The sequence below is a fragment of the Pseudomonas sp. Ma2-10 genome (assembly GCF_054330215.1).
Genome location: NZ_JBTEYL010000027.1, coordinates 22,388 through 47,720, shown reverse-complemented (window position 1 = coordinate 47,720; position 25,333 = coordinate 22,388). Strand labels below are relative to the sequence as shown.

Sequence of the window (25,333 nt, the reverse complement as noted above, 5' to 3'; positions counted from 1 at the left end):
AGATTCGCAATGACTCAGATCGCCCGCATCAGCGATACCGGCAACGAACGCCGCCTGCAAGCCGAACGCCTGGTAGGCGCCGAAGCCTTGCAGGAAGCCCAGGCCTTGCGCTTCAACGTGTTCAGCGGCGAATTCAACGCCAAGCTGAAAGGCGCGGAGCTGGGTCTGGACATGGATGACTATGATGTTCACTGCGCCCACATCGGCGTGCGTGACTTGAACACCGGGCGTCTGGTGGCGACCACCCGTTTGCTCGACCACACGGCCGCCAGCAGCCTGGGCAAGTTCTACAGCGAAGAAGAATTCAGCCTGCATGGCCTGGTCCACTTGAAGGGCCCGATCCTGGAAATCGGCCGTACTTGCGTCGACCCGGCCTACCGCAACGGCGGCACTATCGCCGTACTCTGGGGCGAACTGGCCGAAGTGCTGAACCAGGGCGGCTACAGCTATTTGATGGGGTGCGCGAGCATTCCAATGCAGGATGGCGGCATCCAGGCCCACGCGATCATGCAGCGCCTGCGCGAACGTTATCTGTGTACGGAACACCTGCGGGCCGAACCGAAAAAGCCGCTGCCGAGCCTCGATATCCCGTCCAACGTCATCGCCGAAATGCCACCGCTGCTCAAGGCCTACATGCGTCTTGGCGCGAAGATCTGCGGCGAACCGTGCTGGGACGAAGATTTCCAGGTCGCCGACGTATTCATCCTGCTCAAGCGCGACGAACTCTGCCCGCGTTATGCCAAGCATTTCAAGGCGGCCGTGTGATGGGTCGGTTACGGGTGTACGCGCGGATTGCGCGAGTGTTGGTGGTGGTGACGCTGGGTTTGAGCATGGCAGGCGTGTTTGGGCTATTCGAGCGTTTGGGGATTGCTCATTCAATGGTCCGTCGCCAGCGCTGGTCGCGATTTTTCATGGCGCGCCTGAGCCATGCCCTGCCCTTTCGCGTGACCCTGCACGGTGAATTGCCTAAGGCGCCGATGCTCTGGGTCAGCAACCATGTGTCCTGGACCGACATACCACTGCTGGGCATGCTCACGCCGCTGTCGTTCCTGTCCAAGGCCGAGGTCCGTACCTGGCCGGTGGCCGGCTGGTTGGCGGCCAAGGCTGGAAGCTTGTTCATTCGCCGGGGGGCGGGCGACAGTCAGTTGATTCGCAAACAGATGACCCGTCATCTGGAGCACGAACATCCGTTGCTGATGTTCCCGGAAGGCACGACCACTGACGGCCGTTCGTTGCGTACGTTCCACGGTCGATTACTGTCTGCGGCGATCGACTCCGACGTGAAGTTGCAGCCGGTGGCGATTCGTTATCTGCGTGACGGAGAGCTCGATTCGCTGGCGCCGTTCATTGGTGATGACGATTTGCTCTCGCACTTGATGCGCTTGTTTACCCATGATCGGGGGGACGTGGAGATTCATTTGCTCAAGCCGATCGCTTGCGAAGGTCGCGAGCGTGCGGCACTGGCGTTCGAGGCGCAGCAGGCAGTGCAGAAGGCGTTATTTGGAGCGATTGCGCAGACTCAACCGGAACCGCTGCACCCCGCGATCGCGGCTTAAACACACATCCCCGGTGGGAGCGAGCCTGCTCCCACATTGTTTCGTGCAAACTGCTGAAGCTGCGGATAGAACAACCGAAAGTCATCGCTCAACGGTTCATACAACACCCGCAATTCCTGCATCGCTGCGGCCAACTCCTCCGGCCGTGTCAGTCTCCTTGAAATCCCTCGCAGCACTTGCTCAAGTACCGCAAATTCCCGATAAGAACCCAACCAGTCATTGGCCACCATGTGTGGTGCGATCTGCGCCAGACGTTCCGGCAATTGCGCCTCCGCGGACAGCACCCGGTACACACCCGACGTGAACTGCTGCAGTGGCAGCCCCGAGTAAAGCGTCCAGTCACGCGCCAGGCAATGGTCGAAAAACACGTCGAGCACAATCCCGGCGTAACGCCTGCGGGTCATGGAAAACCGCGACAACGAAACGCCCACCAACGGATGGCGGTCGGTAAAGACATCGATGCTGCGATGCAGCTGAATGGCCGCTTCAATCTCCGGATCGAACTGCCCTTGCAGCCGCCCTTTGACGAAATCGCCATATAGGCTGCCGAGCAATTGACCGGGGCGTTGGCCACCGAGGTGCAGATGTGCGAGATAGTTCATGCGCGCAGCTTAGCACTGCGGCTTTGTATCGTTACACCCAATATATCGTTATAACTCGATATACCGAATTACACGGTTATCAGATCAAAATCATATTGGTATATCGCGAAGCACCGATTTAAAGTTCGCCCCATCGCGATATAGCGTTTTACTCATCACGAGCCCAAACCATGACCATCGACCTCGACGAAATAATAAAAGCCCTGGCACACCCAGTACGGCGAGAAATCCTGCACTGGCTCAAAGACCCGATTGTCGAATTTCCCGACCAGTCCCACAGCAACGAGCACGGCGTCTGCGCCGGGCAGATCGATCAACGTTGCGGTTTGTCGCAGTCCACGGTGTCTGCGCACCTGGCAACCCTGCAACGCGCCGGCCTGATCAGCAGCCGCAAAGTCGGCCAATGGCATTTTTTCAAACGTAATGAGGAAACCATCCAGGAATTCCTCAAAACTTTCAGCAAAGAGCTCTGACCCTTTACGTCAGTACGCCGATAAGGAATCAACAATGCCCCTCTCGCTACTCATTCTGGCCTTGAGCGCCTTCGCCATCGGCACCACCGAGTTCGTCATCATGGGCTTGCTGCCCGATGTGGCGGCCGACCTCGGTGTGTCGATCCCCGGCGCCGGCTGGCTGGTGACCGGTTACGCTCTGGGCGTGGCCATCGGTGCGCCGTTCATGGCACTGGCCACCTCTCGATTGCCGCGCAAGGCCGCGCTGGTCGCGTTGATGGGGATCTTCATCGTCGGCAACCTGCTCTGCGCAATGGCCACCGACTACAACGTGCTGATGTTTGCCCGTGTGGTGACCGCCCTCTGCCACGGTGCGTTCTTCGGTATCGGTTCGGTAGTGGCCGCAGGCCTGGTACCGGCGAACAAGCGTGCTTCGGCGGTGGCTCTGATGTTCACCGGCCTGACCCTGGCCAACGTGCTTGGCGTTCCGCTGGGCACCGCCCTCGGACAAGAAGCCGGCTGGCGTTCAACCTTCTGGGCGGTGACCGTGATTGGGGTGATCGCATTGATCGGCCTGATCCGTTTCCTGCCGGCCAAGCGAGATGAAGAGAAACTCGACATGCGCGCCGAACTGCGTGCCCTCAAAGGCGCCGGGATCTGGCTGTCGTTGAGCATGACAGCGTTGTTCGCGGCGTCGGTATTCACCCTGTTCACCTATGTCGCGCCGCTGCTCGGCGGTGTCACCGGCATCTCGCCCAAAGGCGTGACCTGGACCCTGATGCTCATCGGCCTGGGCCTGACGGTTGGCAACATCATCGGCGGCAAGTTGGCTGACAAAAGCATGGCGGCAACGTTGATCGGCGTCTTTATCTCGATGGCCGTGATCTCCACCGCACTGACCTGGACCAGCGTTGCGCTGATTCCTGCCGAAATAACCCTGTTCCTCTGGGCCACCGCGTGCTTTGCCGCCGTGCCCGCCCTGCAAGTGAACGTGGTGACCTACGGCAAAGCCGCACCGAACCTGGTGTCGACCCTGAACATCGGCGCTTTCAATATCGGCAACGCACTGGGTGCCTGGGTCGGTGGCAGCGTCATCGCCCACGGTTTCGGCTTGACCCGCGTGCCTCTCGCGGCAGCCGCACTGGCGGTTCTCGCCCTGCTGGTGACCCTGATTACTTTCCGTCAGAACGGTAACCCCGAACTGGCCCCCGCTACCAACTGATCTCTACAAGAGAGCTATTTCATGACCACTATTTTCGATCCGATCAAACTGGGCGACCTCGAGTTGGCCAACCGCATCATCATGGCACCGCTGACCCGCTGCCGCGCCGACGAAGGCCGCGTGCCAAACGCACTGATGGCCGAGTACTACGTACAACGCGCCTCGGCCGGCCTGATCCTCAGCGAGGCCACTTCGGTCACGCCGATGGGCGTCGGCTACCCGGACACCCCGGGTATCTGGTCCAACGATCAAGTGCGTGGCTGGGCCAATGTGACCAAAGCGATCCACGGCGCGGGCGGCAAGATTTTCCTGCAACTGTGGCACGTCGGCCGTATTTCCCACGGGTCGTACCTGGGCGGCGAAGCGCCGGTCGCACCAAGCGCTATTCAGCCAAAAGGCCATGTCAGCCTGGTTCGCCCGCTGGCCGACTTCCCAACCCCACGCGCCCTGGAAACTGCTGAAATCGCCGACATCGTCGACGCCTACCGCGTCGGTGCCGAGAACGCCAAGGCGGCCGGTTTCGACGGTGTGGAAATCCATGGCGCCAACGGTTACCTGCTCGACCAGTTCCTGCAAAGCAGCACCAACCAGCGCACCGACAACTATGGCGGTTCCGTGGAAAATCGTGCGCGCCTGTTGTTGGAAGTGACTGATGCGGCGATCGAAGTCTGGGGCGCGGGCCGTGTGGGTATGCACCTGTCACCCCGTGCCGATCTCCATGACATGGGCGACGACAACCTGTCCGAGACCTTCACTTACGTCGCTCGCGAACTGGGCAAACGTGGCATCGCCTTCATCTGCTCCCGCGAGAAAGAAGATGGCGACAGCCTGGGTCCACAATTGAAAGAAGCGTTCGGCGGCCCGTATATCGTCAACGAACGCTTCACCAAAGACAGCGCCAACGCCTGGCTCGCCAGCGGCAAGGCCGATGCGGTGGCCTTCGGCGTGCCATTCATTGCCAACCCGGACCTGCCGGCACGTTTGAAGGCGGATGCGCCGCTGAATGAGCCACGTCCTGAGCTGTTTTATTCCAAGGGCGCGGTTGGCTACATCGACTACCCTGTGTTGTAAGAGTGAACCTCTGAAACACAAAGCCCCGACTCTAAAGAGCCGGGGCTTTTTTATTTATAACAACTTTCGACCGCAAACCAACACTCAATTATCAACTAACGCTTACTTACCCAACACATTCAAACACCATCACTCGCTTTCGACACTCACGAACAATATGGATACTCGACCCACAAACAGCAGCAATGTTTTACTGCTGCAGGACAGTCTCGCCACGCACTGTATCGAAAGGAATCGACATGACCACTATTGAGCAACCCGACAGCGAAGAAAACCAGGCGGTACTGGACGATCTGGTAGGCAAGGCCTAGGTAGAACTTTTTGGTTTTCTGCAGGCGTCCGAGTCACGGCGCGCCCTGAACCAGCAGATCGAACAATGGCGAAATAAAAAGAAAGACTCGAGACATACACGTGTGATTGTAAAAATAATCAACAACACATCTCACACATTTAAAATGGCACAGATCAGTGTGCCCTTGGGTAAATCAGAGCGTGAGTCGTGCCAACTTCTACCTCAGGGCCACACCGCGTTCAAATCCGAATTCGATTATAACTACGCCTATCCGTGGCGAAAATAAAAAACACTGTCACATCAATTGGTCATACCGATGTGGAAATCACCTTGGGCTGATGGAGGTGACCCCGTCCGGGATTTTGCAGCGCGAGCGCTAACCCCATGTGACTGAATCAGTAACCTGGCTCACGCTCATCGCACCGGTGACACAAAATTCATACAAAATACGTAGCTCGCTGCCTGTCAAACTGACGCACCTCCGTATATAAGAGCACCCCATCACAACGACGCGAGCAAAGAGATAATCTTTCGCCCGTGTCTATTGTCACCACCGGATCCAATTACGTATCTTGTTTCATTTGCGCAGGCTGGGACTCAAGCGCAGCATGTCCAATCCTGTATCGACCCAACGCTCGGCGTCGATGTGCAGTTCAAAGCTGTCGGGCGCCAACAGCCACTGATACAGGATGCCGTCGATGTACGCATGCAGACTGATGGCTGCACGGGCCGTATCGAGATTTTCCGGTAACTGCCCCCGATTGACCGCATTACTCAGCGCGAGGGCGATTCGCACATTGCAATCAAGGCTGACCTCTCGGCGCTGCTGGCGCAGGTCGCACATTTCATCGGTGAATTCGCACTTATGAAACAGAATCTCATTGATGCGTCGGGTTTTCGGGTCCAGGGCAACTTGATGAAACAAATGAATCAACAGCTTGCGCATGCAGCCCAAGGGGTCAAGTTCATCTTCGCTTTCACTGGCCTTGGCCATTTCCTCCAGCGGCTCTTGCAAGGTATCAAGCATGGCCTGCACCAAATCCGCCTTGTTGCTGAAATGCCAGTAAATGGCACCTCGCGTGACCCCGGCCAGGGCAGCGATATCCGCCAGGGTCGTGCGCGCCACGCCCCTTTCGTAAAAGGCTTTTTCTGCCGCTTCCAGTATCCGGCTGCGAGTTTCTTGAGCTTCCTCTTTGGTACGACGGACCATGGCAGTACAACCTCAATCAGGATGCTTCAGCGATGTCTGAACATTCGCTGAATAAAAGTGGGGCGAGCGCTCTCGGGCGTCGTCCCCGGCCTACAATTCGAACCCTTGAACGGCTTTTGTAATGGTATGGATACGCGGCCAAGGTATTTACAAACAACCATGAACGTAAGTATATTCCTTAGCAAGCTACTTATCCACTCAGCACACATTTTTACCTTTCCACATTTCTAGTGCGCAATTTGCGCGCCTGACCCGAGGATTTTCATGCAATTCAAGCCAGCTGTTACCGCTCTGGTCACCGCCCTCGCCTTGGCATCGCTGCTCAGCGGATGCAAAAAGGAAGAAGCGGCACCTGCCGCACCACCCCCTCAGGTCGGCGTCGTTACTCTGCAACCTCAAGCCTTCACCCTGACTTCCGAGCTTCCGGGCCGTACCAGCGCCTACCGCATCGCCGAAGTTCGCCCTCAGGTCAACGGCATCATTCTCAAGCGCCTGTTCAAGGAAGGCGGCGACGTCAAGGCCGGCCAGCAGCTGTATCAGATTGATCCGGCCGTTTATGGCGCCACCCTGAAAAGCGCCGAAGCCAATCTGCAGCAGACCAAATCGATTTCGGATCGCTACAAGCAACTGGTCAACGAACAAGCGGTCAGCCGTCAGGAATACGACACGGCCCTGGCCAACCGTTTGCAATCGGAAGCCGCCCTGCAAAGCGCCCAGATCAATGTGCGCTACACCAAGGTTTACGCGCCACTCTCCGGCCGCATCGGCCGTTCTACCGTGACTGAAGGCGCGCTGGTCACCAGCGGCCAGGTCGACGCGATGGCGGTGATTCAGCAACTCGACCCGATCTACGTCGACGTAACCCAGTCTTCCGTCGCGTTGCTGGAACTGCGCCGCGAACTGGAAAGCGGTCGTCTGCAAAAGTCTGGCGACAACGCGGCCGCGGTCAAGCTGACCCTCGAAGACGGCAGCCAGTACAAACGGGAAGGCAAGCTCGAGTTCTCCGAGGTCTCGGTGGACCAGACCACCGGCTCCGTGACCTTGCGTGCGGTATTCCCCAACCCTGACCACACCCTGCTGCCAGGCATGTTTGTACACGCCCAATTGCAGGCCGGTGTGAACAGCGCGGCGATCCTTGCTCCGCAACAAGGCGTGACCCGTGACCTCAAAGGCTCCCCGACCGCACTGGTCGTCGGTCCGGACAACAAGGTCGAACTGCGTCAGCTCAAGGCCAGCCGTACTGTCGGTAGCCAGTGGCTGATCGAAGACGGTCTGAAGGCCGGCGATCGTCTGATCACCGAAGGACTGCAATTCGTCAAACCTGGCATTGAAGTCAAAGCCAGCGAGGCGACAAACGTTGGCGCAAAGAACCCGGCCCCCGCAAAAGTAGCTGATAAGGCTTCCAGCGGCAAAGGGGAGTAAACCATGTCGAAATTTTTTATCGACCGTCCGATTTTCGCCTGGGTAATTGCCCTGGTGATCATGCTGGTCGGGGCACTATCGATCCTCAAGTTGCCGATCAACCAATACCCGAGCATCGCCCCGCCAGCGATCGCCATCTCTGTGACCTACCCTGGCGCGTCCGCACAAACCGTGCAGGACACCGTGGTGCAAGTGATCGAGCAACAGCTCAACGGTATCGATAATCTGCGTTATGTCTCCTCGGAAAGTAACTCCGACGGCAGCATGACCATTACCGCGACCTTCGAGCAGGGCACCAACTCCGATACCGCGCAGGTTCAGGTCCAGAACAAGCTGAACCTGGCCACCCCGCTGCTACCGCAAGAAGTGCAGCAACAGGGTATCCGTGTGACCAAGGCAGTGAAAAACTTCCTGATGGTGATCGGTGTGGTGTCGCGCGACGGCAGCATGACCAAGGACGATCTGTCCAACTACATCGTGTCGAACATGCAGGACCCGATCTCGCGGACCGCCGGCGTCGGCGACTTCCAGGTCTTCGGTGCCCAGTACGCGATGCGGATCTGGCTCGACCCGGCCAAGTTGAACAACTTCAACCTGACCCCGGTGGACGTGAAAACCGCCATCGCGGCTCAAAACGTTCAGGTGTCGTCCGGTCAACTCGGCGGTTTGCCGGCCGTTGCAGGCCAACAACTGAACGCGACGATCATCGGCAAGACCCGCCTGCAGACCGCCGAGCAGTTCAAGGCGATCCTCCTCAAGGTCAACAAGGACGGCTCGCAAGTGCGTGTCGGCGACGTTGCAGATGTCGGTCTGGGCGGTGAAAACTACTCGATCAGCGCCCAGTTCAACGGCAGCCCGGCCTCCGGTCTAGCGGTGAAACTGGCCAACGGTGCCAACGCCCTCGACACTGCAAAAGCCCTGCGCAAAACCATCGAAACCCTCAAGCCGTTCTTCCCGGAAGGGATGGAAATTGTGTTCCCGTACGACACCACGCCAGTGGTGACCGAGTCGATCAAGGGCGTGGTTGAAACCCTGGTCGAAGCGATCGTGCTGGTGTTCCTGGTGATGTTCCTGTTCCTGCAAAACTTCCGCGCCACCGTCATCACCACGATGACCGTGCCCGTGGTCTTGCTGGGGACCTTCGGGATCCTCGCGGCGTTCGGTTTCAGCATCAACACACTGACCATGTTCGGTATGGTGCTGGCCATCGGTTTGCTGGTGGACGACGCCATCGTCGTGGTGGAGAACGTCGAACGGGTCATGAGCGAAGAAGGCCTGTCACCCAAGGAGGCCACCAAGAAATCCATGGGGCAGATCCAGGGTGCACTGGTCGGTATCGCCCTGGTGCTGTCGGCGGTACTGCTGCCGATGGCGTTCTTCAGCGGTTCCACCGGTGTGATCTACAAGCAGTTCTCGATCACCATCGTCTCGGCCATGGCCTTGTCGGTACTGGTCGCGCTGATCTTCACCCCGGCGCTCTGCGCGACCATGCTCAAGGCGATTCCGAAAGGCGAGCACGGCGTGCCGAAACGCGGCTTCTTCGGCTGGTTCAACCGCAATTTCGACCGTGGCGTCAGAAGCTACGAGCGTGGCGTGGGCAATATGCTCTCGAACAAGGCCCCGTACTTGCTGGCCTATCTCATCATCCTGGTCGGCATGATCTGGTTGTTCACCCGCATTCCAACCGCGTTTCTGCCGGAAGAAGACCAGGGCGTACTGTTTGCCCAAGTACAAACCCCGGCCGGTTCCAGTGCCCAGCGCACGCAAGTGGTCGTGGACCAAATGCGTGAGTTCCTGCTGCGTCCGAGCAAGGACGGAGGTGAAGGCGATGCGGTGGCTTCGGTGTTTACCGTGACCGGTTTCAACTTCGCCGGCCGTGGCCAGAGCTCGGGGATGGCGTTCATCATGCTCAAACCGTGGGACGAACGTAACGCCGACAACAGCGTGTTCAAACTTGCGGCCCGAGCCCAGCAGCACTTCTTCACCTTCCGTGACGCCATGGTGTTTGCTTTCGCACCGCCGGCGGTACTGGAACTGGGTAACGCCACCGGTTTCGACGTGTTCCTGCAGGACCGCGCCGGTATCGGTCACGACAAGCTGATGGAAGCGCGTAACCAGTTCCTCGGCATGGCGGCGCAAAGCAAGATTCTGTCGCAAGTGCGTCCCAACGGCCTGAACGACGAACCGCAATACCAACTGGAAATCGATGACGAGAAGGCCAGTGCCCTGGGCATCACCCTCACCGACATCAACAACACCTTGTCGATTGCCCTGGGCAGTAGCTACGTCAACGACTTCATCGACCGCGGTCGGGTGAAGAAGGTTTACGTACAAGGCCAGCCAGACTCGCGAATGAGTCCTGAGGACGTCAAGAAATGGTATGTGCGCAACAGCGCCGGCACCATGGTTCCGTTCTCGGCGTTCGCCAAGGGTGAGTGGATCTACGGTGCACCGAAGCTGTCGCGTTACAACGGCGTAGAAGCAATGGAAATCCTCGGTGCTCCAGCGCCCGGTTATTCCACAGGTGAGGCCATGGCCGAAGTCGAAGCCCTGGCCAAGAAACTGCCGGCCGGTGTCGGTATTTCCTGGACCGGTCTGTCATACGAGGAACGGTTGTCCGGTTCGCAAGCGCCAGCGTTGTACGCCCTGTCGCTGCTGATGGTGTTCCTGTGTCTGGCGGCGCTGTACGAAAGCTGGTCGATCCCGATCGCGGTGATGTTGGTGGTGCCGCTGGGGGTCATCGGTGCGCTGATGGCGACCAGCCTGCGCGGTCTGTCCAACGACGTGTATTTCCAGGTGGGTCTGTTGACAACTATCGGTCTGGCGGCGAAAAACGCCATTTTGATTGTCGAGTTTGCCAAGGAACTGCATGAACAAGGGCGTAGCCTGCGCGATGCCGCGATCGAAGCCTGCCGGATGCGTTTGCGACCGATCATCATGACCTCGCTTGCCTTCGTCCTCGGTGTGGTACCTCTGGCGATTTCCACCGGCGCCGGCTCAGGCAGCCAGCATGCGATCGGTACCGGGGTGATTGGCGGTATGCTCACGGCCACGATCCTGGCGATCTTCTGGGTCCCACTGTTTTTCGTCACCGTGTCGGCCATGGGTCAGCGTAAAACCGCCGATCAGGACGACGCTATTGAACCTTCTAAAGAGGCTGGCTAATGAGCAAGTCGCTACTCTCCATCGCAGTCGCCGCCTTCGTGCTGAGCGGCTGCTCGCTGATACCCGATTATCAGCAGCCTGAAGCACCGGTGGCGGGCCAGTACCCGCAAGGTCCGGCGTATTCGTCGGCCCAAGCGCCTGCCCAGGCTGCCGCCGAACAGGGCTGGAAGCAGTTTTTCCATGACCCGGCGCTGCAACAGCTGATCCCGGTCGCCCTGGAAAACAACCGAGATCTGCGGGTCGCGGCGCTGAACATCGACGCCTTTGCGGCTCAATACCGCATCCAACGTGCCGATCTGTTCCCTGCCGTGTCGGCCAACGGCACCGGCAGCCGTCAGCGGGTCCCGGCTCGGGCGTCGCAAACCGGCGAAGCGGGTATCACCAGTTCCTACTCGGCCACGGCCGGCATCAGCGCCTATGAACTCGACCTGTTCGGTCGGGTTCGCAGCCTGAGCGAAGAAGCCCTGCAAAAGTACTTCGCCACTGAAGAAGCACGCCGCAGCACCCAGATCAGCCTGGTAGCCAGTGTGGCCAACGCCTACCTGACCTGGCAGGCCGATAAGGAACTGCTGAAACTGACCCAGGACACCCTGGGTGCGTTCGAGGAGAGCTACAAGCTCACCGCCCGCAGCAACGAAGTGGGTGTCGCCTCGGCCCTGGATCTGGCCCAGTCGCGTACCTCGGTGGAAAACGCCCGCGCGCAAATGGCCAAGTACACCCGTCAAGTTGCCCAGGATGAAAACATCCTGGTGTTGCTGCTCGGCACTGGCGTCCCGGCCAACCTGCAAGCGGCCAAGCCATTGGCTGACGACCTGCTGAGCGAAGTGCCAGCCGGTCTGCCATCGGACTTGCTGCAACGTCGTCCGGACATTCTTCAGGCCGAATACAACCTGAAAGCCGCCAACGCCAACATCGGCGCGGCACGGGCGGCGTTCTTCCCGAGCATCAGCCTAACGGCCAACGCCGGCAGCCTGAGCCCGGATCTGTCTGGTCTGTTCAAGGGCGGTTCAGGCACTTGGTTGTTCCAACCGCAAATCAACCTGCCGATCTTCAACGCCGGCAGCCTGCGCGCCAGCCTGGACTATTCAAAAATCCAGAAAGACATTGGCGTGGCGAACTACGAGAAGTCCATTCAAACGGCCTTCCAGGAAGTCGCCGATGGCCTGGCCGCCCGCCAGACCTACACCGATCAGTTGCAGGCCCAGCGTGACTTCGTCACCGCGAACCAGGACTACTACCGTCTGGCGGAGCGTCGTTATCGCATTGGTGTCGACAGCAACCTGACCTTCCTTGATGCCCAGCGCCAGCTGTTCAGTGCCCAACAGGTGCTGATCACCGACCGTCTGGCGCAACTGGTCAGTGCCGTCAATCTGTACAAGGCTCTGGGTGGTGGCTGGAACGAGCAGACGGCGAAGAACGAGCAATTGAAAGAAGAAGCGCCAAAGCTGAAGCTGTTCTGATAGCGCTGTAAAACAAGAAGCCCACCAATTGGTGGGCTTTTTGTTGAGTTTGAAAAAGTGATCTTTCTATTTATTGCCGTTCGATAATCGCCCATAACCCAGGGCAAGGCTGAAGGACGCTCTACGGCGGCCAGTTCCGCGCCAACAGCCCCCGAGACGACAGCAGCATGAGCGACATGTCGATGACCGGCAAACCGGCGTTCATCTTCGACCGTTTCAACTTGCAGGGCGGCGTACTCAAAGACCTCAACGTCAAATGGCGCAACCGACCATTCGCCGTGACGTCAGCCACAACGAATTCGATGAAAACCGGTTGATCGTCAGCTATCCGATCAGTTTGTTGTAAGGCGCCAGCTCAGACACCGTAAATCGCCAGAATCACTCCCGCGATTCAACCCCCAACTCATCCCACACCGACTCTGCCAGGTGGAACGTCGCATTCGCCGCCGGAATGCCGCAGTAGATCGCGCTCTGCATGATCACTTCCTTGATCTCGCCCCGGGTCACGCCGTTGTTGGCGGCGGCGCGCAGGTGCAGTTTGAGTTCTTCATTGCGGTTCATGCCGATCAGCATGGCCATGGTGATCAGGCTGCGGGTATGGCGCGGCAGTCCCGGACGGGTCCAGATATCGCCCCAGGCGTGACGGGTGATCATCTCCTGAAACTCCGAGTTGAACGCGGTCAGCGCGTTCAGGCTACGGTCGACATGGGCGTCGCCGAGTACGGCACGGCGGACTTTCAGGCCTTCTTCATAACGTTGTTTCTCGTCCACAAAAAAACCCTCAATGGGCTGACAGAAATGCCAGAACCCGGGCGCTGAACGCAGCACCGGCCTGGACGTTGGACAGGTGCGCCGCGTAGAACTCGGCGTACTCGGCGCCCTGCACATGCGCCTGAATGAAGTGTCCGCCGGACGGCGGCGTGACCGCGTCTTCGGTGCCGGCGATGACCAGCAACGGCACCTTGATCGAGGACAACTGATCGCGAAAATCGGCATCACGCACGGCGGCACAGTTCGCGGCATAGCCTTCAGGCGAGGTGGCGGCCAGCATGTCAGTAATCTTTTTTGCGGCAGCAGGATTGGCGTCAGCAAAATCCGCGGTGAACCAGCGCGCAATCGACGCATCACGCAGCGCGACCATGGCGGCCGGGCCGTCACGCAGCACGGTTTCAATGCGCGGGTTCCATACCGACGGATCACCGATTTTCGCCGCGGTGTTGCACACCACCAGTTTATTCAGGCGATCGCCAGCGTTGATCCCCAACCACTGGCCAATCAGCCCGCCCATGGACAAACCGCAGAAATGCGCGCGTTCGATGTGCAACCCATCCAGCAGTGCCAGCACATCATGACCCAGTAGCTCGATGCTGTACGGCCCCGGCGTGACCAGCGATTTGCCATGCCCCCGGGTGTCGAAACGCAGCACGCGCCAATGCTCGGTGAACGCCGCAATCTGCGCGTCCCACATGTGCAGATCAGTGCCCAGCGAGTTGGACAGCACCAGTACCGGCGCATCAACCGGTCCATCAAGTTGGTAATGCAGTTCGCCCTCGGCGAGTTGTACGAAAGCCACAGTAATCTCCTTCAGGCAGTCAACGCAGAATGTTCAGCCACCGCTCGCTCGACCCAGGTACGGGCCTGACCGAGGTAATGGGCGGGGTCCAGCAGACGATCGAGTTCAGCATCCGACAGTTCGGCGGTCACTTGCGGCTCCTCGCCGAGTACCGCTCGCAGATGACGTTGTTCAGCCACTGCTCGCCTGCAGCATTGCCCCAGTAAATGGTGCGCGGTGTCGCGACCGACCCGTTGGGCGAGGACGACACTCACTGCTTCGGCGAGCACCAGGCCTTGGGTCAGATCGAGGTTGCGGGCCATGCGCTCGGCGTCCACTTCCAGTCCATCCGCCACCAGCAACGCTTGCTTCAAGCTGCCGGACACCAGGCAGCAAATCTCTGGCAGGGTTTCCCACTCGGCATGCCACAGACCCAGGCTACGCTCGTGTTCTTGAGGCATGGCGCTGAACAGGGTCGAGAGCAAACCCGGAACCCGCGTTGCTGCACCGATCAACACCGCCGCCCCCACCGGGTTGCGTTTGTGCGGCATGGTCGAAGAACCGCCCTTGCCCGGTGCAGAAGGCTCGAACACTTCAGCGGTTTCGGTCTGCATCAACAGGCTGATGTCTCGGCCCAGTTTGCCGAGGCTGCCGGCGATCAATCCCAGTACCGAGCCGAACTCCACCAAGCGGTCTCGCTGGGTGTGCCAGGGTTGATCTGGCAGTGTCAGTTTCAATTCTTCAGCCAGCGCTAGGGCAATCGGCATCGCCTGCTCGCCGAGGGCCGCGAGTGTTCCGCTGGCGCCGCCGAATTGCAGCACCAGCAGCCGCGGTTTGAGTTCCCCCAGACGCTGACGGTTGCGAGTGACAGCGCCCAGCCAACCCGCGATTTTCATGCCGAGGGTGACGGGGGTCGCGTGCTGCAACCAGGTGCGCCCGGCCAGCGGTGTGGCGACGTAACGCAGGGCTAGGGCCGAGAGGATTTCGCCCAGTTGCGCCAGATCGCTTTCGATCAGTTCCAGCGCGCCACGCAGTTGCAACACCAGACCGGTGTCCATCACGTCCTGGCTGGTGACGCCCAGATGCACATAGCGCTCGGCTTCGGCGTCGCCGGTCGCGATCTGTTTGCCCAACGCCTTGACCAGCGGAATCGCCGAATTGCCTGCCGTGGCAATCGCCTCGCCGAGGGCGGCGAAGTCGTAATGCCCGGCCTGACAAGCCGCCTCAATAGGCGCGACTGCCGTTGGCGGAATCAGGCCAACCCGCGCCTCGGCACGGGCCAGTGCTGCTTCGAAATCAAGCATCGCTTGAATCCGCCCCTGATCGCAGAACACCTCACGCATGTCGCGGGCAGTGAAATAGGCATCGAACAATTGATTGCCCGGTCGCTCGTTCATAAACAGTCCCTGGAGGCGCGGGCCGGTCAGGCCCACGGGTAAAGATCAAAGGTCGTTGTGCAAGTACTTCGCCTGTTTCGGCAAGCGCAGGCTGAACAGGAACGCCCACGCCTTGAGGCTCAGGGCCACATATTCCGCCGAACCACCGAAGATTGCATTCGCCACCGCGTAAGCCAGGCTGATCGTTCCCACGCTCTGCGTGGGAATGCCGCCAAGGATGCTCCGCGTCACTCGACACACTCAATAATCGAAGAACACCGTCTCTGCATCGGTGCCCTGCAGGATCACATTCCACAGGTACACACCGGACGCATCCTTCTTCGCCAACAAGGTGCTGCGACGTTCAGCCGGCACACATTCCAGCAGCGGATCCGCCACGTTGGCCGGTTCGCCATCAAAGTAAATCCGTGTCAGCAAGTGCTTCACCAACCCGCGGGCAAACACCAGCACCACCAGGTGCGGCGCCTGGGTCGTGCCTTTCAAGCCGTCCACCGTGCCCGGTTTGATCGTGGTAAAGCGGAAGCGCCCTTCTGCATCCACCGGCACCCGGCCAAACCCTTCGAAGTTCGGGTCCAGGGGTTTGTCCTGATCGTCTTCGCGGTGGTCATACTTGCCGGCGGCGTTGGCTTGCCAGACTTCCAGCATCGCGTCGTTGACGACGTCGCCGTTGCCATCGATGACTTGCCCGGTGATCGCCACGCGCTCGCCCAGGGTTTGTTCGACCGTCAGGTCTTCGCGGTTCAGCCAGGTCAAACCGATGTGGTAATACGGCCCGACGGTGTGGGATGTGGTCGCTTTCAGCGTCATCTTATTTCTCCATCGGCGTGGCTTCGCGGCCGCGTAAGACGATGTCCCAGCGATAACCGAGGGCATAGGAAGGGATGGTTTTTTCCAGGTCGAAACGGGCGATCAAACGCTCTTTGGCGTGGGTATCCGGTACGCAGTTGTAGATCGGGTCATACGCCAGCAGCGGATCGCCCGGAAAATACATCTGAGTGACCAGGCGCGTCAGAATGCTCGGCCCGAACAGTGAGAAATGGATGTGCGCCGGACGCCACGCGTTGTGGTGGTTGCCCCATGGGTAGGCGCCGGGCTTGATGGTCTGGAACTGGTACCCGCCATCGGCGTCGGTCACGGTGCGGCCGGTACCGGTGAAGTTCGGGTCCAGCGGTGCGTCGTGCAGGTCACGGTCATGGTTGTAGCGACCGGCGGCATTGGCCTGCCAGATCTCCACCAGAATCCCCGGCACCGGTACGCCATCTTCATCCAGCACGCGGCCATGAATGATGATGCGCTCGCCCAGTGGCTCGCCTTTGTGCTGGGCGGTCAGGTCGTTGTCCTGCGCTTGGACACGCTCGGCTCCGATGGTCGGACCAGTAATTTCCGACAGTGAATGGGGCAAAAACACCAACGGCTTGGACGGCGAGCGACGGTGGGTGGATTGATAGGCCGGGTGCAGGTATTCCGGCTGGGTGCCCTCTTGCGGGCGGCGGTAACCAGGCTTGTCAGTCATGAAGCATTCCTCCGTTCTTATTCATCAACGCGGCGTGTCAGACCCGTTCGATCGCCAAGGCCAGACCCTGGCCCACGCCGACGCACATGGTTGCCAGACCTTTCTTGCCACCGGTCTTTTCCAGCTGATGCAGCGCGGTCAGTACCAGGCGGGCACCGCTCATGCCCAACGGATGGCCCAAGGCAATGGCGCCACCGTTCGGATTGACCCGGGCCGCGTCGTCCGCAAGCCCCAGTTCCCGCAGCACCGCCAACCCCTGGCTGGCGAAGGCTTCGTTGAGTTCGATCACGTCGAAATCGCTGACGGCCAGACCGAGGCGTTCGGTCAGTTTGCGCACCGCCAGCACCGGGCCGATGCCCATTACACGCGGTGCGACACCGGCGCTCGACATGCCCAGCACTTTCGCACGGGCGGTCAGGCCGTGCTTTTTCACGGCGTCGCCGGAGGCCAGAATCAACGCCGCTGCGCCGTCGTTCACACCAGAAGCATTGCCGGCGGTCACGGTTTTGTCGGGACCGTTGACCGGTTTGAGTTTGGCCAGGGTTTCCAGTGTGGTGTCGGCGCGAGGGTGCTCATCCTGGCTGACGACACTTTCACCCTTCTTGTGGGCGATATGCACTTCAACGATTTCTTCGGCGAAAAATCCTGCGGCCTGCGCGGCGGCGGCCCGCTGTTGACTGCGCAGTGCGAAAGCGTCCTGATCCTCGCGAGACACTGCGTAATCGTCAGCCACGTTATCGGCGGTCTGCGGCATCGCATCCACGCCGTATTGGGCTTTCATCAACGGGTTGATGAAACGCCAGCCGATGGTGGTGTCTTCCAGCTTCATGTTGCGCGAGAACGCCGCGTCGGCCTTGCCCATCACGAACGGCGCGCGGGACATCGACTCGACGCCGCCGGCAATTGCCAATTCCATCTCGCCACTGGCGATCGCCCGGAATGCGGTGCCGATGGCATCCATACCCGAGGCGCAGAGGCGATTGAGGGTCACGCCCGGAATGGTTTCTGGCAGGCCCGCCAGCAACAGCGCCATGCGCGCCACGTTGCGGTTGTCTTCGCCGGCCTGGTTGGCGCAACCGAGGAATACCTCGTCCACTGCGCTCCAGTCCACCGACGGGTTGCGTTCCATCAATGCCTTGATCGGCACGGCGGCCAAGTCGTCGGCGCGAACCGCCGACAAGCCACCGCCGAAACGGCCGATGGGGGTGCGAATCGCATCGCAGATATAAACGTCACGCATCAGGCTTCTCCGGGTGCTTGGCCGTGGGCCGCGGCAGTGCGGGCCTCCAGATCACGTAGCGCCTTGAGTTCGACTTCGGTCGGCTCGGCAGTGTTTTCAACATGCTCGGCGAAGCGAATCGCCCACCCCGTTGCGGCGACCACTTGTTCACGGGTCACGCCTGGGTGCAGCGCGGTGACCACGAATTCATGGGTGCCGGCTTCCGGCTCCATGATGCACAGGTCAGTGATGATGCCGACTGGACCGGCGCCCGGCAGGCCGAGACGCTTGCGCGAATCACCGCCCTCGCCATGGCCGACCGAGGTAATGAAGTCGAGTTTGTCGACAAAGGAACGCGCCGATTGTTTGAGGATGATCAGCACGCTTTTCGCCGAGCCCGCAATCTCCGGCGCACCGCCGGCACCCGGCAGGCGGACTTTCGGCTGATGGTAGTCACCCACCACGGTAGTGTTGATGTTGCCAAAGCGGTCGACTTGCGCGGCGCCGAGGAAACCGACGTCGATACGCCCGCCCTGCAGCCAGTAGCGAAAAATCTCACCGGTTGGCACGACGGTGTCAGCGGTTTCCGCCAACTCACCGTCACCGATCGACAGCGGCAGTACGCTCGGTTTGGCACCGATCGGACCCGATTCATAGATAAGGACTACATCCGGCGAGGAAGTCAGACGCGCCAGGTTGGCAGCTTTCGACGGCAGGCCGATGCCGACAAAACACACCGAACCGTTTTTCAGACGGCGGGCAGCGGCGACGGTCATCATTTCATTGGTGGTGTAAGTCATTACTTGGCCTCCGAAGCCGCGGCCAGTTTGGCCTGGAACTCGCTGAAGTCAGCGCAGCCGTGGATGTACTCGTTGATCCACGCGGTGAAGGTTTCACGGTCGCGGGCAATCGGGTCCCAAGCCTGGTAGAAACGGTTATCACGTTCGTTGTAGCCGTGAGCGTAGGACGGATGCGCACCTCCGGGAACGTGGCAGACCGCGCTCAAGGCCCAGGTCGGCAGAACACAGGCGTTCATCGGCGCATTGAGCTCGTCGACGATTTCTTCGACGGTGACGATGCAGCGCTTGGCGGCCAGTGCCGCTTCTTTCTGTACGCCGAGAATGCCCCAGAGCAGCACGTTGCCTTTGCGGTCGGCTTTCTGTGCGTGAATCACGGTGATGTCCGGACGCACCGAAGGCACGGCCGCCAAGACTTCACCAGTGAATGGGCAGGTAATCGTTTTGATCAGCGGGTTGACCTTCGGCAGGTCGGAGCCGGCGTAGGCACGCAGCACCGCGAACGGTAGGCCGGAAGCGCCAGCGACGTAGGCATTGGCCAGGTCGGCGTGGCTGTGCTCTTCGATTTCCAGCGCGTGCGGCCACTGCTTCTCGACGGCATCACGCAGGCGATGCAGCGAACCGACGCCCGGGTTGCCGCCCCAGGAGAAAATCAGCTTGCGAGCACAACCGGCGCCAATCAACTGGTCATAGATCAGGTCAGGCGTCATCCGCACCAGGGTCAGGTCTTTTTTGCCCTGGCGAATGATTTCGTGACCCGCCGCCGTTGGAATCAGGTGAGTGAAGCCTTCGAGCGCGACTGTATCGCCGTCGTTTACGAAGTGCTTCACCGCGTCGTGCAGCGAAAGGATTTCAGCCATGGGGCAGGCTCCCGTTTTGTGATGAACCGACATTGGAAGAAAAAGGCGCGATGCGCAGCGCCGGAATGACTGAAGAGTAAGCCTCTAAAAAATGCCAAACAATCCGATAATCGACTGAGTGTTCGTTTATCGAACAGATTGTTGTCTGGCTACCGATCCCCTGAACCCCGGACTCAGGTCGCATCCGCATGGCTGACCATGCCCTTGATCACCACCGCCGTGGCTGCCAATGCCGCTGGAATCACCAGCGCTGTCAGTACCTGCTCGAAGTCCCAGCCCAGCCCCAATAGCGTTGCGCCCATCCATGCACCGAGAATCGCGCCGAAGCGGCCAATCCCGAGCATCCACGACACCCCGGTCGCCCGCCCCTGCGTCGGATAAAACCGCGCCGCCAATGAAGGCATCGCCGATTGCGCGCCGTTGACGCACATCCCGGCCACGAGCACCAACGTCGCCAATAGCGTGATGTTGCCCAGGCTTTGCCCTACCGCGTAGGCAAACACCCCGGCGAGTAGGTAGAAAATGCCGATAACCTTGTGCGGATTGAACCGGTCCATCGCCCAGCCCACGCCCACCGCGCTCAACACACCGCCAAACTGGAACAACGCACCAATGAACGCCGCCTGCTCCATGCTCGCGCCACTGTCACGCATCAGCGTCGGCAGCCAACTGGTCAGCAGATAAACGATCACCAGCCCCATGAAGTAGGTCAGCCACAGCAACAGCGTGCCGGTGCTGTAGGTGCCGGAGAAGATCACTGCAAACACGTTGCGGGCCTTCACGGCTTTCTGTTCCGGCACGCTGAAGCTGGACGCCTGAGCGACGACGATTGGATCGATGGGCGCCAGGGTCTTGCGCACTTTGTCAGTGCCGCGATTGCGGACTACGAGGTAGCGCGCCGATTCTGGCAGCCAGAACAGTAATACGACGGCGAGGATCAGCGGCAGAACCCCGCCAATCATCAGCAGACTGTGCCAACCAAAGGCCGGAATTAGTTTGGCGGAAATGAAACCGCCGCCAGCCATACCGAGGTTGAAACCGCAGAACATGCTGGTCACCAGCAGCGATTTCTTGCGCTCCGGGGTGTATTCGGACAGTAGCGTCGTGGCGTTCGGCATACCTGCGCCAAGGCCCAGGCCGGTGAGGAACCGCAGCACCAGCAACTGATCGACGTTGGTGCTGTAAGCCGAAGCCAGGCTGAACGCGCCAAACAACAGCACCGCGCCCACCAGTACGATTTTTCGCCCGAAGCGGTCAGCCAATGGGCCAGAACCCAGCGCGCCAAAGACCATGCCGATCAACGCTGCGCTCATCACCGGGCCAAGACTGGCGCGGTCGATGCCCCAATCCTGAGACAGCGCGGGCGCAATGAAACCCATGGCCGCCGTGTCGAGGCCATCGAGGAAAACAATCAGGAAACACAGGATCACCACTCGCCATTGGTAGCGCGAAATGGGTTGAGCATTGATGAAGGACTGCACGTCAAGGCAGTTTCCTACAGCAGACTGGGGCTGGTTCATTATTTTTATTCCACGCAAAGAACGCAGTCGCAAAGGAGCCAGCCAAGGCTGGCGCTGCCGCGACATTAGTGATCTTGGGGGAAGAGCGTCAATTCGATAAACGCGAGTCTGTGCGTTTATCGAACAGCTTAGGCAAATGGCTTAGGCAAAGAGTTGCGCGCTGAGGTCGCGGCTCGCGCTCAGAAGGTCGGGCAGGAAACGTTGTTCCAACTCGTTGCGGCTGACTCGGCCCGCGTGGGTACTGACGTTTAGCGCCGCGACCACTTGGCCGGAAGCGTCGTACACCGGAACGGCAATCGAGCGCAGGCCCTGTTCCAGTTCCTGATCGACGATGCACCAACCTTGCTGTCGCACCTCTTGCAGGCATTCGAGCAACGCTTCGGACGTGTGTAAGGTTCGGCTGGTCTTGGCTTGCAGCTCTGCATGGTCGAGGTACTCGCGCAGTGACGTATCGTCCAGCGCTGCAAGAAGGATTCGCCCCATCGAGGTGCAATAGGCGGGCAGACGACCACCCACCGACAGGTCGACGGAAATCAATCGCTGGGTGGTGGCTGAACGAGCGATGTACAAGATGTCATCGCCTTCCAGAGTGGCCATGTTGCAGGCCTCATGAAGCTGCTCACTCATGCGGTCCAGGTAGGGCTGAGCGGAAACCGCCAGCGGCGTCGAGGACACATAGGCATGGCCAAGCGTCAGTACTTTTGGCAGCAGCGAATACGTGCGGCCGTCGGTAGTGGCGTAGCCGAGTTTGATCAACGTGTGAAGGCAACGTCGCACAGCGGCGCGGGGAATTTCCGTGCGGTGACTGATCTGAGCGATGGTGAGGTGACGTTTGCGCTCCTGGAACGCTTGCACTACAGCCAGGCCACGGGCCAGGGAAGTCATGAAATCCGGGTCGCCGGTCAGTGCCTGGATTCGCTTGGCGGGCGAGGCAACGATCGGCGGCGCCACTGAAGCGAAGGAATTGCGCATTTGATCGTTCATATAAGGTCCTTTTCCCACACGGTTCGGCGGCTATTACAAACGTCAGCCGGCCCCTCACACAACCCCGGACAGCCGAGACTGTTCGATTATCGAACCACCGCCCGATAATCGCAATCGGCTCCCGACGGGACCCGCCGACTATTGAACGCGCTTGCACCTGTTTTTACACTGGCGCTGACGCAGACTAGAAGGGTCGATGTAATTGCCCTAACTTGCTCGACTTAATGGCGTCAGAAAGACATCCCTGTAACGGCCTGCCGCCGAACGACCTAGTTAGCCGTATAAAGTTGCGAGTAACAAAACAATCACACATCAAGACCCACTTTTAACTCTTTGGCGATAGTGTTCTTTGAATCGACCGCTATAATGCAATACAGTGGTGACCGGTTATTAATTGCCGATCCCTCCACCCGGTAGCGCGATGTTCCAGCGCCGTTGCCCGCAGCAAGCGCCTGACACTCATTTCATATGCTTCGCCAAGGCGTTCGCTGAAACAGGACTCTGATGCTGCGTCAGCTGTTTATCTCTGGTGTCGTGGCCGCCTGCAACATGGAAGTAATTGATCGCAATGCCGTAAAAAATGATGCCTTTGCGGGCCTTGTCCTTTCGGTGGTCGTGGTCAAATACATTTGATGCAGCGCGTTTCACCAGAATTTATCTCAACTCAATCAGGTAGCACTGTGACGAAAGACGAACTGCGCGCGGAACTTGAGCGCCAGGAACAACGTTACAAGGAAGTTTACGGCGGGGAAGTCACCACCTACGCCGCTCAGCCCGAACCGGAACGCAAACCCTGGCGTAAACGCGCCACCGTTCAGGATCAGGCTTTCACTCAAGAATTGCAGAAAATGGAAAAGGAACTCAAAGCCGAAGAGCCATAAGCTATCGGCCTGAATCCTTTCAAGGGTCTGCGCCCGCTACCAGCGGGCAGCGGCTACCTCATCCCCAGGATGAGGCAAATGGCTCATGTCCGGCCCTCTTTTCAGATATTTCATACACGCGTTAAAACCTCTTGCTCCTACGAGAGGACGCCTTGTGGCTGCGGCCTTTTCAAAGAAATTCAATGGCTTGCAAAACCCAGTAAAAACCTGGGATTTGGGCTGCTGCCACAAACTAATTCGTTGAAGAATGTTACCGATGAGCACCTAGTGCATCGATTAGCAGTCTTTTCTGGCATAATCGCGCCCCCTTCCGACCGGGTCAGAAAACCTTCATGATCGATTTATTCAGCGGACTAGATGCTTGGGTGCTTGTGAGCCTCTTGCTCGCCCTGGCCTTTGTCCTCGCCTTCGAGTTCATCAACGGCTTTCATGACACCGCTAACGCGGTGGCCACTGTTATCTACACCAAAGCCATGCCGCCTCATCTGGCGGTGTTCTTTTCCGGAGTGTTCAACTTTCTCGGCGTGCTGCTGGGCGGTGTCGGCGTGGCGTATGCCATCGTCCACCTGCTGCCGGTAGAGCTGCTGATCAATGTGAACACCGGTCACGGACTGGCCATGGTGTTCTCGCTGCTCGCCGCAGCCATCACCTGGAACCTGGGCACCTGGTACTTCGGTATCCCGGCTTCCAGTTCCCATACGCTGATCGGGTCGATCCTCGGTGTCGGCCTTGCCAACGCCTTGATCAACGACATCCCGTTAGCTGATGGCGTGAACTGGCAGAAGGCAATTGATATCGGTGCGTCCCTGGTGTTCTCGCCAATGGCGGGCTTCCTGGTCGCCGCTCTGATATTGATCGGCCTTAAATGGTGGCGCCCACTGTCGAAGATGCACAAGACGCCGGACCAGCGCCGCAAGCTCGATGACAAGAAGCACCCACCGTTCTGGAACCGCCTGGTACTGGTTATCTCGGCCATGGCCGTGAGCTTTGTGCACGGTTCCAACGATGGCCAGAAAGGCATCGGCCTGATCATGCTGGTGCTGATCGGTATCGTGCCGGCGCAGTTCGTACTCGACCTGGGCAGCACGACTTACCAGATCGAGCGGACCCGCGATGCGACCCTGCACCTGAGTCAGTTCTATAAGCGCAATGCCGAAACACTGGGTGAGTACCTGGCGCTGGGCAAAAGCGTGGAAGGCGATCTGCCGGAGAAGTTCCGTTGCAACCCGCAACAGACCGAACCGACCATCACCGCCCTGCTCGGCACCCTTAAAGGTGTAGCGGACTACCACTCGCTGCCGTCGGAAAGCCGCATCGAAGTGCGTCGTTATCTACTCTGCCTGGATGACACGGCGAAGAAAGTCGGCAAGTTGCCTGGCCTCGACGCCCGTGAAAAGGCTGACCTGGACAAGCTGCGCAAAGACCTGACCACCACCACCGAATATGCCCCGTTCTGGGTGATTCTGGCGGTCGCTCTGGCTCTCGGCCTGGGCACCATGGTCGGCTGGAAGCGCGTGGTTCTGACCATCGGCGAGAAGATCGGCAAGCAAGGCATGACCTACGCTCAAGGCATGTCGGCACAAATCACCACCGCGTGCATGATCGGTCTGGCCAACATCTTCAGCCTGCCGGTTTCCACCACCCACGTCCTGTCCTCGGGCGTGGCCGGTACCATGGTCGCCAATAAAAGCGGCTTGCAAGGTGGCACTGTCAAAACCATCCTGATGGCTTGGGTCCTGACTCTGCCAGCCACAGTGACCCTGTCGGCCGGCCTGTTCTGGCTGGCGTCGAAGGCACTGGGCAGCTGATGTATCGCTGCTAAAAAAGGCGCGTTCCGTGAGGTTCGCGCCTTTTTTTATTAAGCGTGTTTCGGTATAGAGCGTGGGAACGATAGATTTTCAGAAAAAAAAAGGGCAACCGAAGTTGCCCAAAATGCCTTGCGTGCTCATTGCTTCCAGAAAGACCTACGGCTTGCGCTTATGCGAATCCTTCCAGATAAAAAATCCAAACCCTGCAAAAAACAGAACCATGAGGCCGACTGTCAGCACTCCGGCGATCACCACGTTGTCGAAAAACATGACTGGCCTCCTGCACTTGCCTTGTTGCGATGGGGCTAAGTTAACCAATCAGGCAGGAGAAAAAATTGACCGAGGTCAAT

Annotated in this window: 24 protein-coding genes and 2 pseudogenes; 12 read left to right on the top strand and 14 right to left on the bottom strand. The window is 59.3% G+C overall.

The window, feature by feature from the left end:
- The first annotated feature begins 9 nt into the window (after positions 1 to 9).
- A complete protein-coding gene (olsB, locus tag ACXPVS_RS23565) occupies positions 10 to 765 on the top strand; it encodes an L-ornithine N(alpha)-acyltransferase (RefSeq protein ID WP_008152922.1) in 756 nt (251 codons plus the stop codon).
- Positions 765 to 1,556 (top strand): lysophospholipid acyltransferase family protein, encoded by a 792-nt coding sequence (locus ACXPVS_RS23560; protein WP_458512038.1) that lies wholly within the window; start codon positions 765 to 767, stop codon positions 1,554 to 1,556. Before olsB ends, ACXPVS_RS23560 begins: the two co-directional genes overlap by 1 nt.
- Here ACXPVS_RS23560 and ACXPVS_RS23555 read toward each other — a convergent pair.
- Positions 1,553 to 2,158, bottom strand: coding sequence for an acyl carrier protein phosphodiesterase (locus ACXPVS_RS23555; protein ID WP_458512037.1), 606 nt, complete (start codon positions 2,156 to 2,158; stop codon positions 1,553 to 1,555). The two genes, ACXPVS_RS23560 and ACXPVS_RS23555, sit on opposite strands and share 4 nt — an antisense overlap.
- 170 nt (positions 2,159 to 2,328) lie before the next feature.
- Here ACXPVS_RS23555 and ACXPVS_RS23550 point away from each other — a divergent pair, with 170 nt between their 5' ends.
- The 3 genes from ACXPVS_RS23550 to ACXPVS_RS23540 are packed head-to-tail and all read left to right on the top strand — an operon-like array spanning position 2,329 to position 4,903.
- The gene (locus ACXPVS_RS23550) at positions 2,329 to 2,631 is read left to right on the top strand and encodes an ArsR/SmtB family transcription factor (RefSeq protein ID WP_458512036.1); all 303 of its coding nucleotides are present in this window, start codon (positions 2,329 to 2,331) and stop codon (positions 2,629 to 2,631) included.
- Between the two features lie 34 nt (positions 2,632 to 2,665).
- Positions 2,666 to 3,832 (top strand): MFS transporter, encoded by a 1,167-nt coding sequence (locus tag ACXPVS_RS23545; RefSeq protein WP_458512035.1) that lies wholly within the window; start codon positions 2,666 to 2,668, stop codon positions 3,830 to 3,832.
- A gap of 21 nt (positions 3,833 to 3,853) precedes the next feature.
- Positions 3,854 to 4,903 (top strand): alkene reductase, encoded by a 1,050-nt coding sequence (locus ACXPVS_RS23540; protein WP_458512034.1) that lies wholly within the window; start codon positions 3,854 to 3,856, stop codon positions 4,901 to 4,903.
- A gap of 869 nt (positions 4,904 to 5,772) precedes the next feature.
- On the opposite strand, the gene emhR is transcribed toward ACXPVS_RS23540, so the two are convergent.
- Complete coding sequence (gene emhR, locus ACXPVS_RS23535) at positions 5,773 to 6,405, bottom strand: efflux system transcriptional repressor EmhR (RefSeq protein ID WP_458512033.1); 633 nt, start codon at positions 6,403 to 6,405, stop codon at positions 5,773 to 5,775.
- 264 nt (positions 6,406 to 6,669) lie between these two features.
- On the opposite strand from emhR, the gene emhA reads away from it, so the two are divergent.
- From emhA to ACXPVS_RS23515, 4 genes and pseudogenes are all read left to right on the top strand, one after another.
- Positions 6,670 to 7,827, top strand: a complete 1,158-nt coding sequence (gene emhA / locus ACXPVS_RS23530; RefSeq protein ID WP_458512032.1) for an efflux RND transporter periplasmic adaptor subunit EmhA — start codon at positions 6,670 to 6,672, stop codon at positions 7,825 to 7,827.
- 3 nt (positions 7,828 to 7,830) lie between these two features.
- On the top strand, positions 7,831 to 10,992 hold the full coding sequence (gene emhB / locus ACXPVS_RS23525) for an efflux RND transporter permease subunit EmhB (protein ID WP_458512031.1): 3,162 nt from the start codon (positions 7,831 to 7,833) through the stop codon (positions 10,990 to 10,992).
- On the top strand, positions 10,992 to 12,452 hold the full coding sequence (gene emhC / locus ACXPVS_RS23520; RefSeq protein WP_458512030.1) for an efflux RND transporter outer membrane subunit EmhC: 1,461 nt from the start codon (positions 10,992 to 10,994) through the stop codon (positions 12,450 to 12,452). Before emhB ends, emhC begins: the two co-directional genes overlap by 1 nt.
- Positions 12,453 to 12,568: 116 nt before the next feature.
- A pseudogene (locus ACXPVS_RS23515) lies at positions 12,569 to 12,798 on the top strand (OprD family outer membrane porin); the annotation flags it as partial.
- A gap of 32 nt (positions 12,799 to 12,830) precedes the next feature.
- Here ACXPVS_RS23515 and pcaC read toward each other — a convergent pair.
- The 11 genes and pseudogenes from pcaC to pcaR all read right to left on the bottom strand — a co-directional run bounded on the left by pcaC (position 12,831) and on the right by pcaR (position 22,294).
- Positions 12,831 to 13,223 carry a 4-carboxymuconolactone decarboxylase gene (gene pcaC, locus ACXPVS_RS23510; RefSeq protein WP_458512029.1) on the bottom strand — a complete coding sequence of 131 codons (393 nt, stop codon included), beginning with the start codon at positions 13,221 to 13,223 and terminating at the stop codon, positions 12,831 to 12,833.
- 10 nt (positions 13,224 to 13,233) lie between these two features.
- On the bottom strand, positions 13,234 to 14,025 hold the full coding sequence (gene pcaD, locus ACXPVS_RS23505) for a 3-oxoadipate enol-lactonase (protein ID WP_458512028.1): 792 nt from the start codon (positions 14,023 to 14,025) through the stop codon (positions 13,234 to 13,236).
- Positions 14,026 to 14,036: 11 nt separating this feature from the next.
- The gene (locus ACXPVS_RS23500; RefSeq protein ID WP_458512027.1) at positions 14,037 to 15,401 is read right to left on the bottom strand and encodes a 3-carboxy-cis,cis-muconate cycloisomerase; all 1,365 of its coding nucleotides are present in this window, start codon (positions 15,399 to 15,401) and stop codon (positions 14,037 to 14,039) included.
- Between the two features lie 45 nt (positions 15,402 to 15,446).
- A pseudogene (locus ACXPVS_RS23495) lies at positions 15,447 to 15,584 on the bottom strand (alpha-ketoglutarate permease); the annotation flags it as partial.
- Between the two features lie 57 nt (positions 15,585 to 15,641).
- Positions 15,642 to 16,208 carry a protocatechuate 3,4-dioxygenase subunit alpha gene (gene pcaG, locus ACXPVS_RS23490; RefSeq protein ID WP_458512026.1) on the bottom strand — a complete coding sequence of 189 codons (567 nt, stop codon included), beginning with the start codon at positions 16,206 to 16,208 and terminating at the stop codon, positions 15,642 to 15,644.
- A 1-nt stretch (position 16,209) separates the two neighbouring features.
- Positions 16,210 to 16,914 carry a protocatechuate 3,4-dioxygenase subunit beta gene (pcaH, locus tag ACXPVS_RS23485; protein ID WP_458512025.1) on the bottom strand — a complete coding sequence of 235 codons (705 nt, stop codon included), beginning with the start codon at positions 16,912 to 16,914 and terminating at the stop codon, positions 16,210 to 16,212.
- A 37-nt stretch (positions 16,915 to 16,951) separates the two neighbouring features.
- Positions 16,952 to 18,157 (bottom strand): 3-oxoadipyl-CoA thiolase, encoded by a 1,206-nt coding sequence (gene pcaF / locus ACXPVS_RS23480; RefSeq protein WP_458512069.1) that lies wholly within the window; start codon positions 18,155 to 18,157, stop codon positions 16,952 to 16,954.
- A complete protein-coding gene (locus ACXPVS_RS23475) occupies positions 18,154 to 18,933 on the bottom strand; it encodes a CoA-transferase subunit beta (RefSeq protein ID WP_348126668.1) in 780 nt (259 codons plus the stop codon). The genes pcaF and ACXPVS_RS23475 overlap by 4 nt, the downstream gene beginning before the upstream one ends.
- Complete coding sequence (locus ACXPVS_RS23470; protein ID WP_458512024.1) at positions 18,933 to 19,790, bottom strand: CoA transferase subunit A; 858 nt, start codon at positions 19,788 to 19,790, stop codon at positions 18,933 to 18,935. Before ACXPVS_RS23470 ends, ACXPVS_RS23475 begins: the two co-directional genes overlap by 1 nt.
- Positions 19,791 to 19,963: 173 nt before the next feature.
- Positions 19,964 to 21,310, bottom strand: a complete 1,347-nt coding sequence (locus ACXPVS_RS23465) for an aromatic acid/H+ symport family MFS transporter (protein ID WP_458512023.1) — start codon at positions 21,308 to 21,310, stop codon at positions 19,964 to 19,966.
- 141 nt (positions 21,311 to 21,451) lie between these two features.
- Entirely contained in the window at positions 21,452 to 22,294 is an 843-nt protein-coding gene (gene pcaR, locus ACXPVS_RS23460; RefSeq protein WP_458512022.1) for a pca regulon transcriptional regulator PcaR, read from the bottom strand.
- 504 nt (positions 22,295 to 22,798) lie between these two features.
- On the opposite strand from pcaR, the gene ACXPVS_RS23455 reads away from it, so the two are divergent.
- The 3 genes from ACXPVS_RS23455 to ACXPVS_RS23445 all read left to right on the top strand — a co-directional run bounded on the left by ACXPVS_RS23455 (position 22,799) and on the right by ACXPVS_RS23445 (position 24,983).
- A complete protein-coding gene (locus tag ACXPVS_RS23455; protein ID WP_458512021.1) occupies positions 22,799 to 22,927 on the top strand; it encodes a hypothetical protein in 129 nt (42 codons plus the stop codon).
- Positions 22,928 to 22,974: 47 nt separating this feature from the next.
- On the top strand, positions 22,975 to 23,175 hold the full coding sequence (locus tag ACXPVS_RS23450) for a hypothetical protein (protein ID WP_007935837.1): 201 nt from the start codon (positions 22,975 to 22,977) through the stop codon (positions 23,173 to 23,175).
- Positions 23,176 to 23,507: 332 nt separating this feature from the next.
- A complete protein-coding gene (locus ACXPVS_RS23445) occupies positions 23,508 to 24,983 on the top strand; it encodes an inorganic phosphate transporter (protein ID WP_458512020.1) in 1,476 nt (491 codons plus the stop codon).
- A 156-nt stretch (positions 24,984 to 25,139) separates the two neighbouring features.
- Here the strand turns inward: ACXPVS_RS23445 and ccoM are convergent, their stop codons facing one another.
- Positions 25,140 to 25,253: a cytochrome c oxidase subunit CcoM gene (gene ccoM, locus ACXPVS_RS23440; protein WP_010462558.1), complete on the bottom strand. Its 114-nt coding sequence runs from the start codon at positions 25,251 to 25,253 to the stop codon at positions 25,140 to 25,142.
- Positions 25,254 to 25,333: the final 80 nt, after the last annotated feature.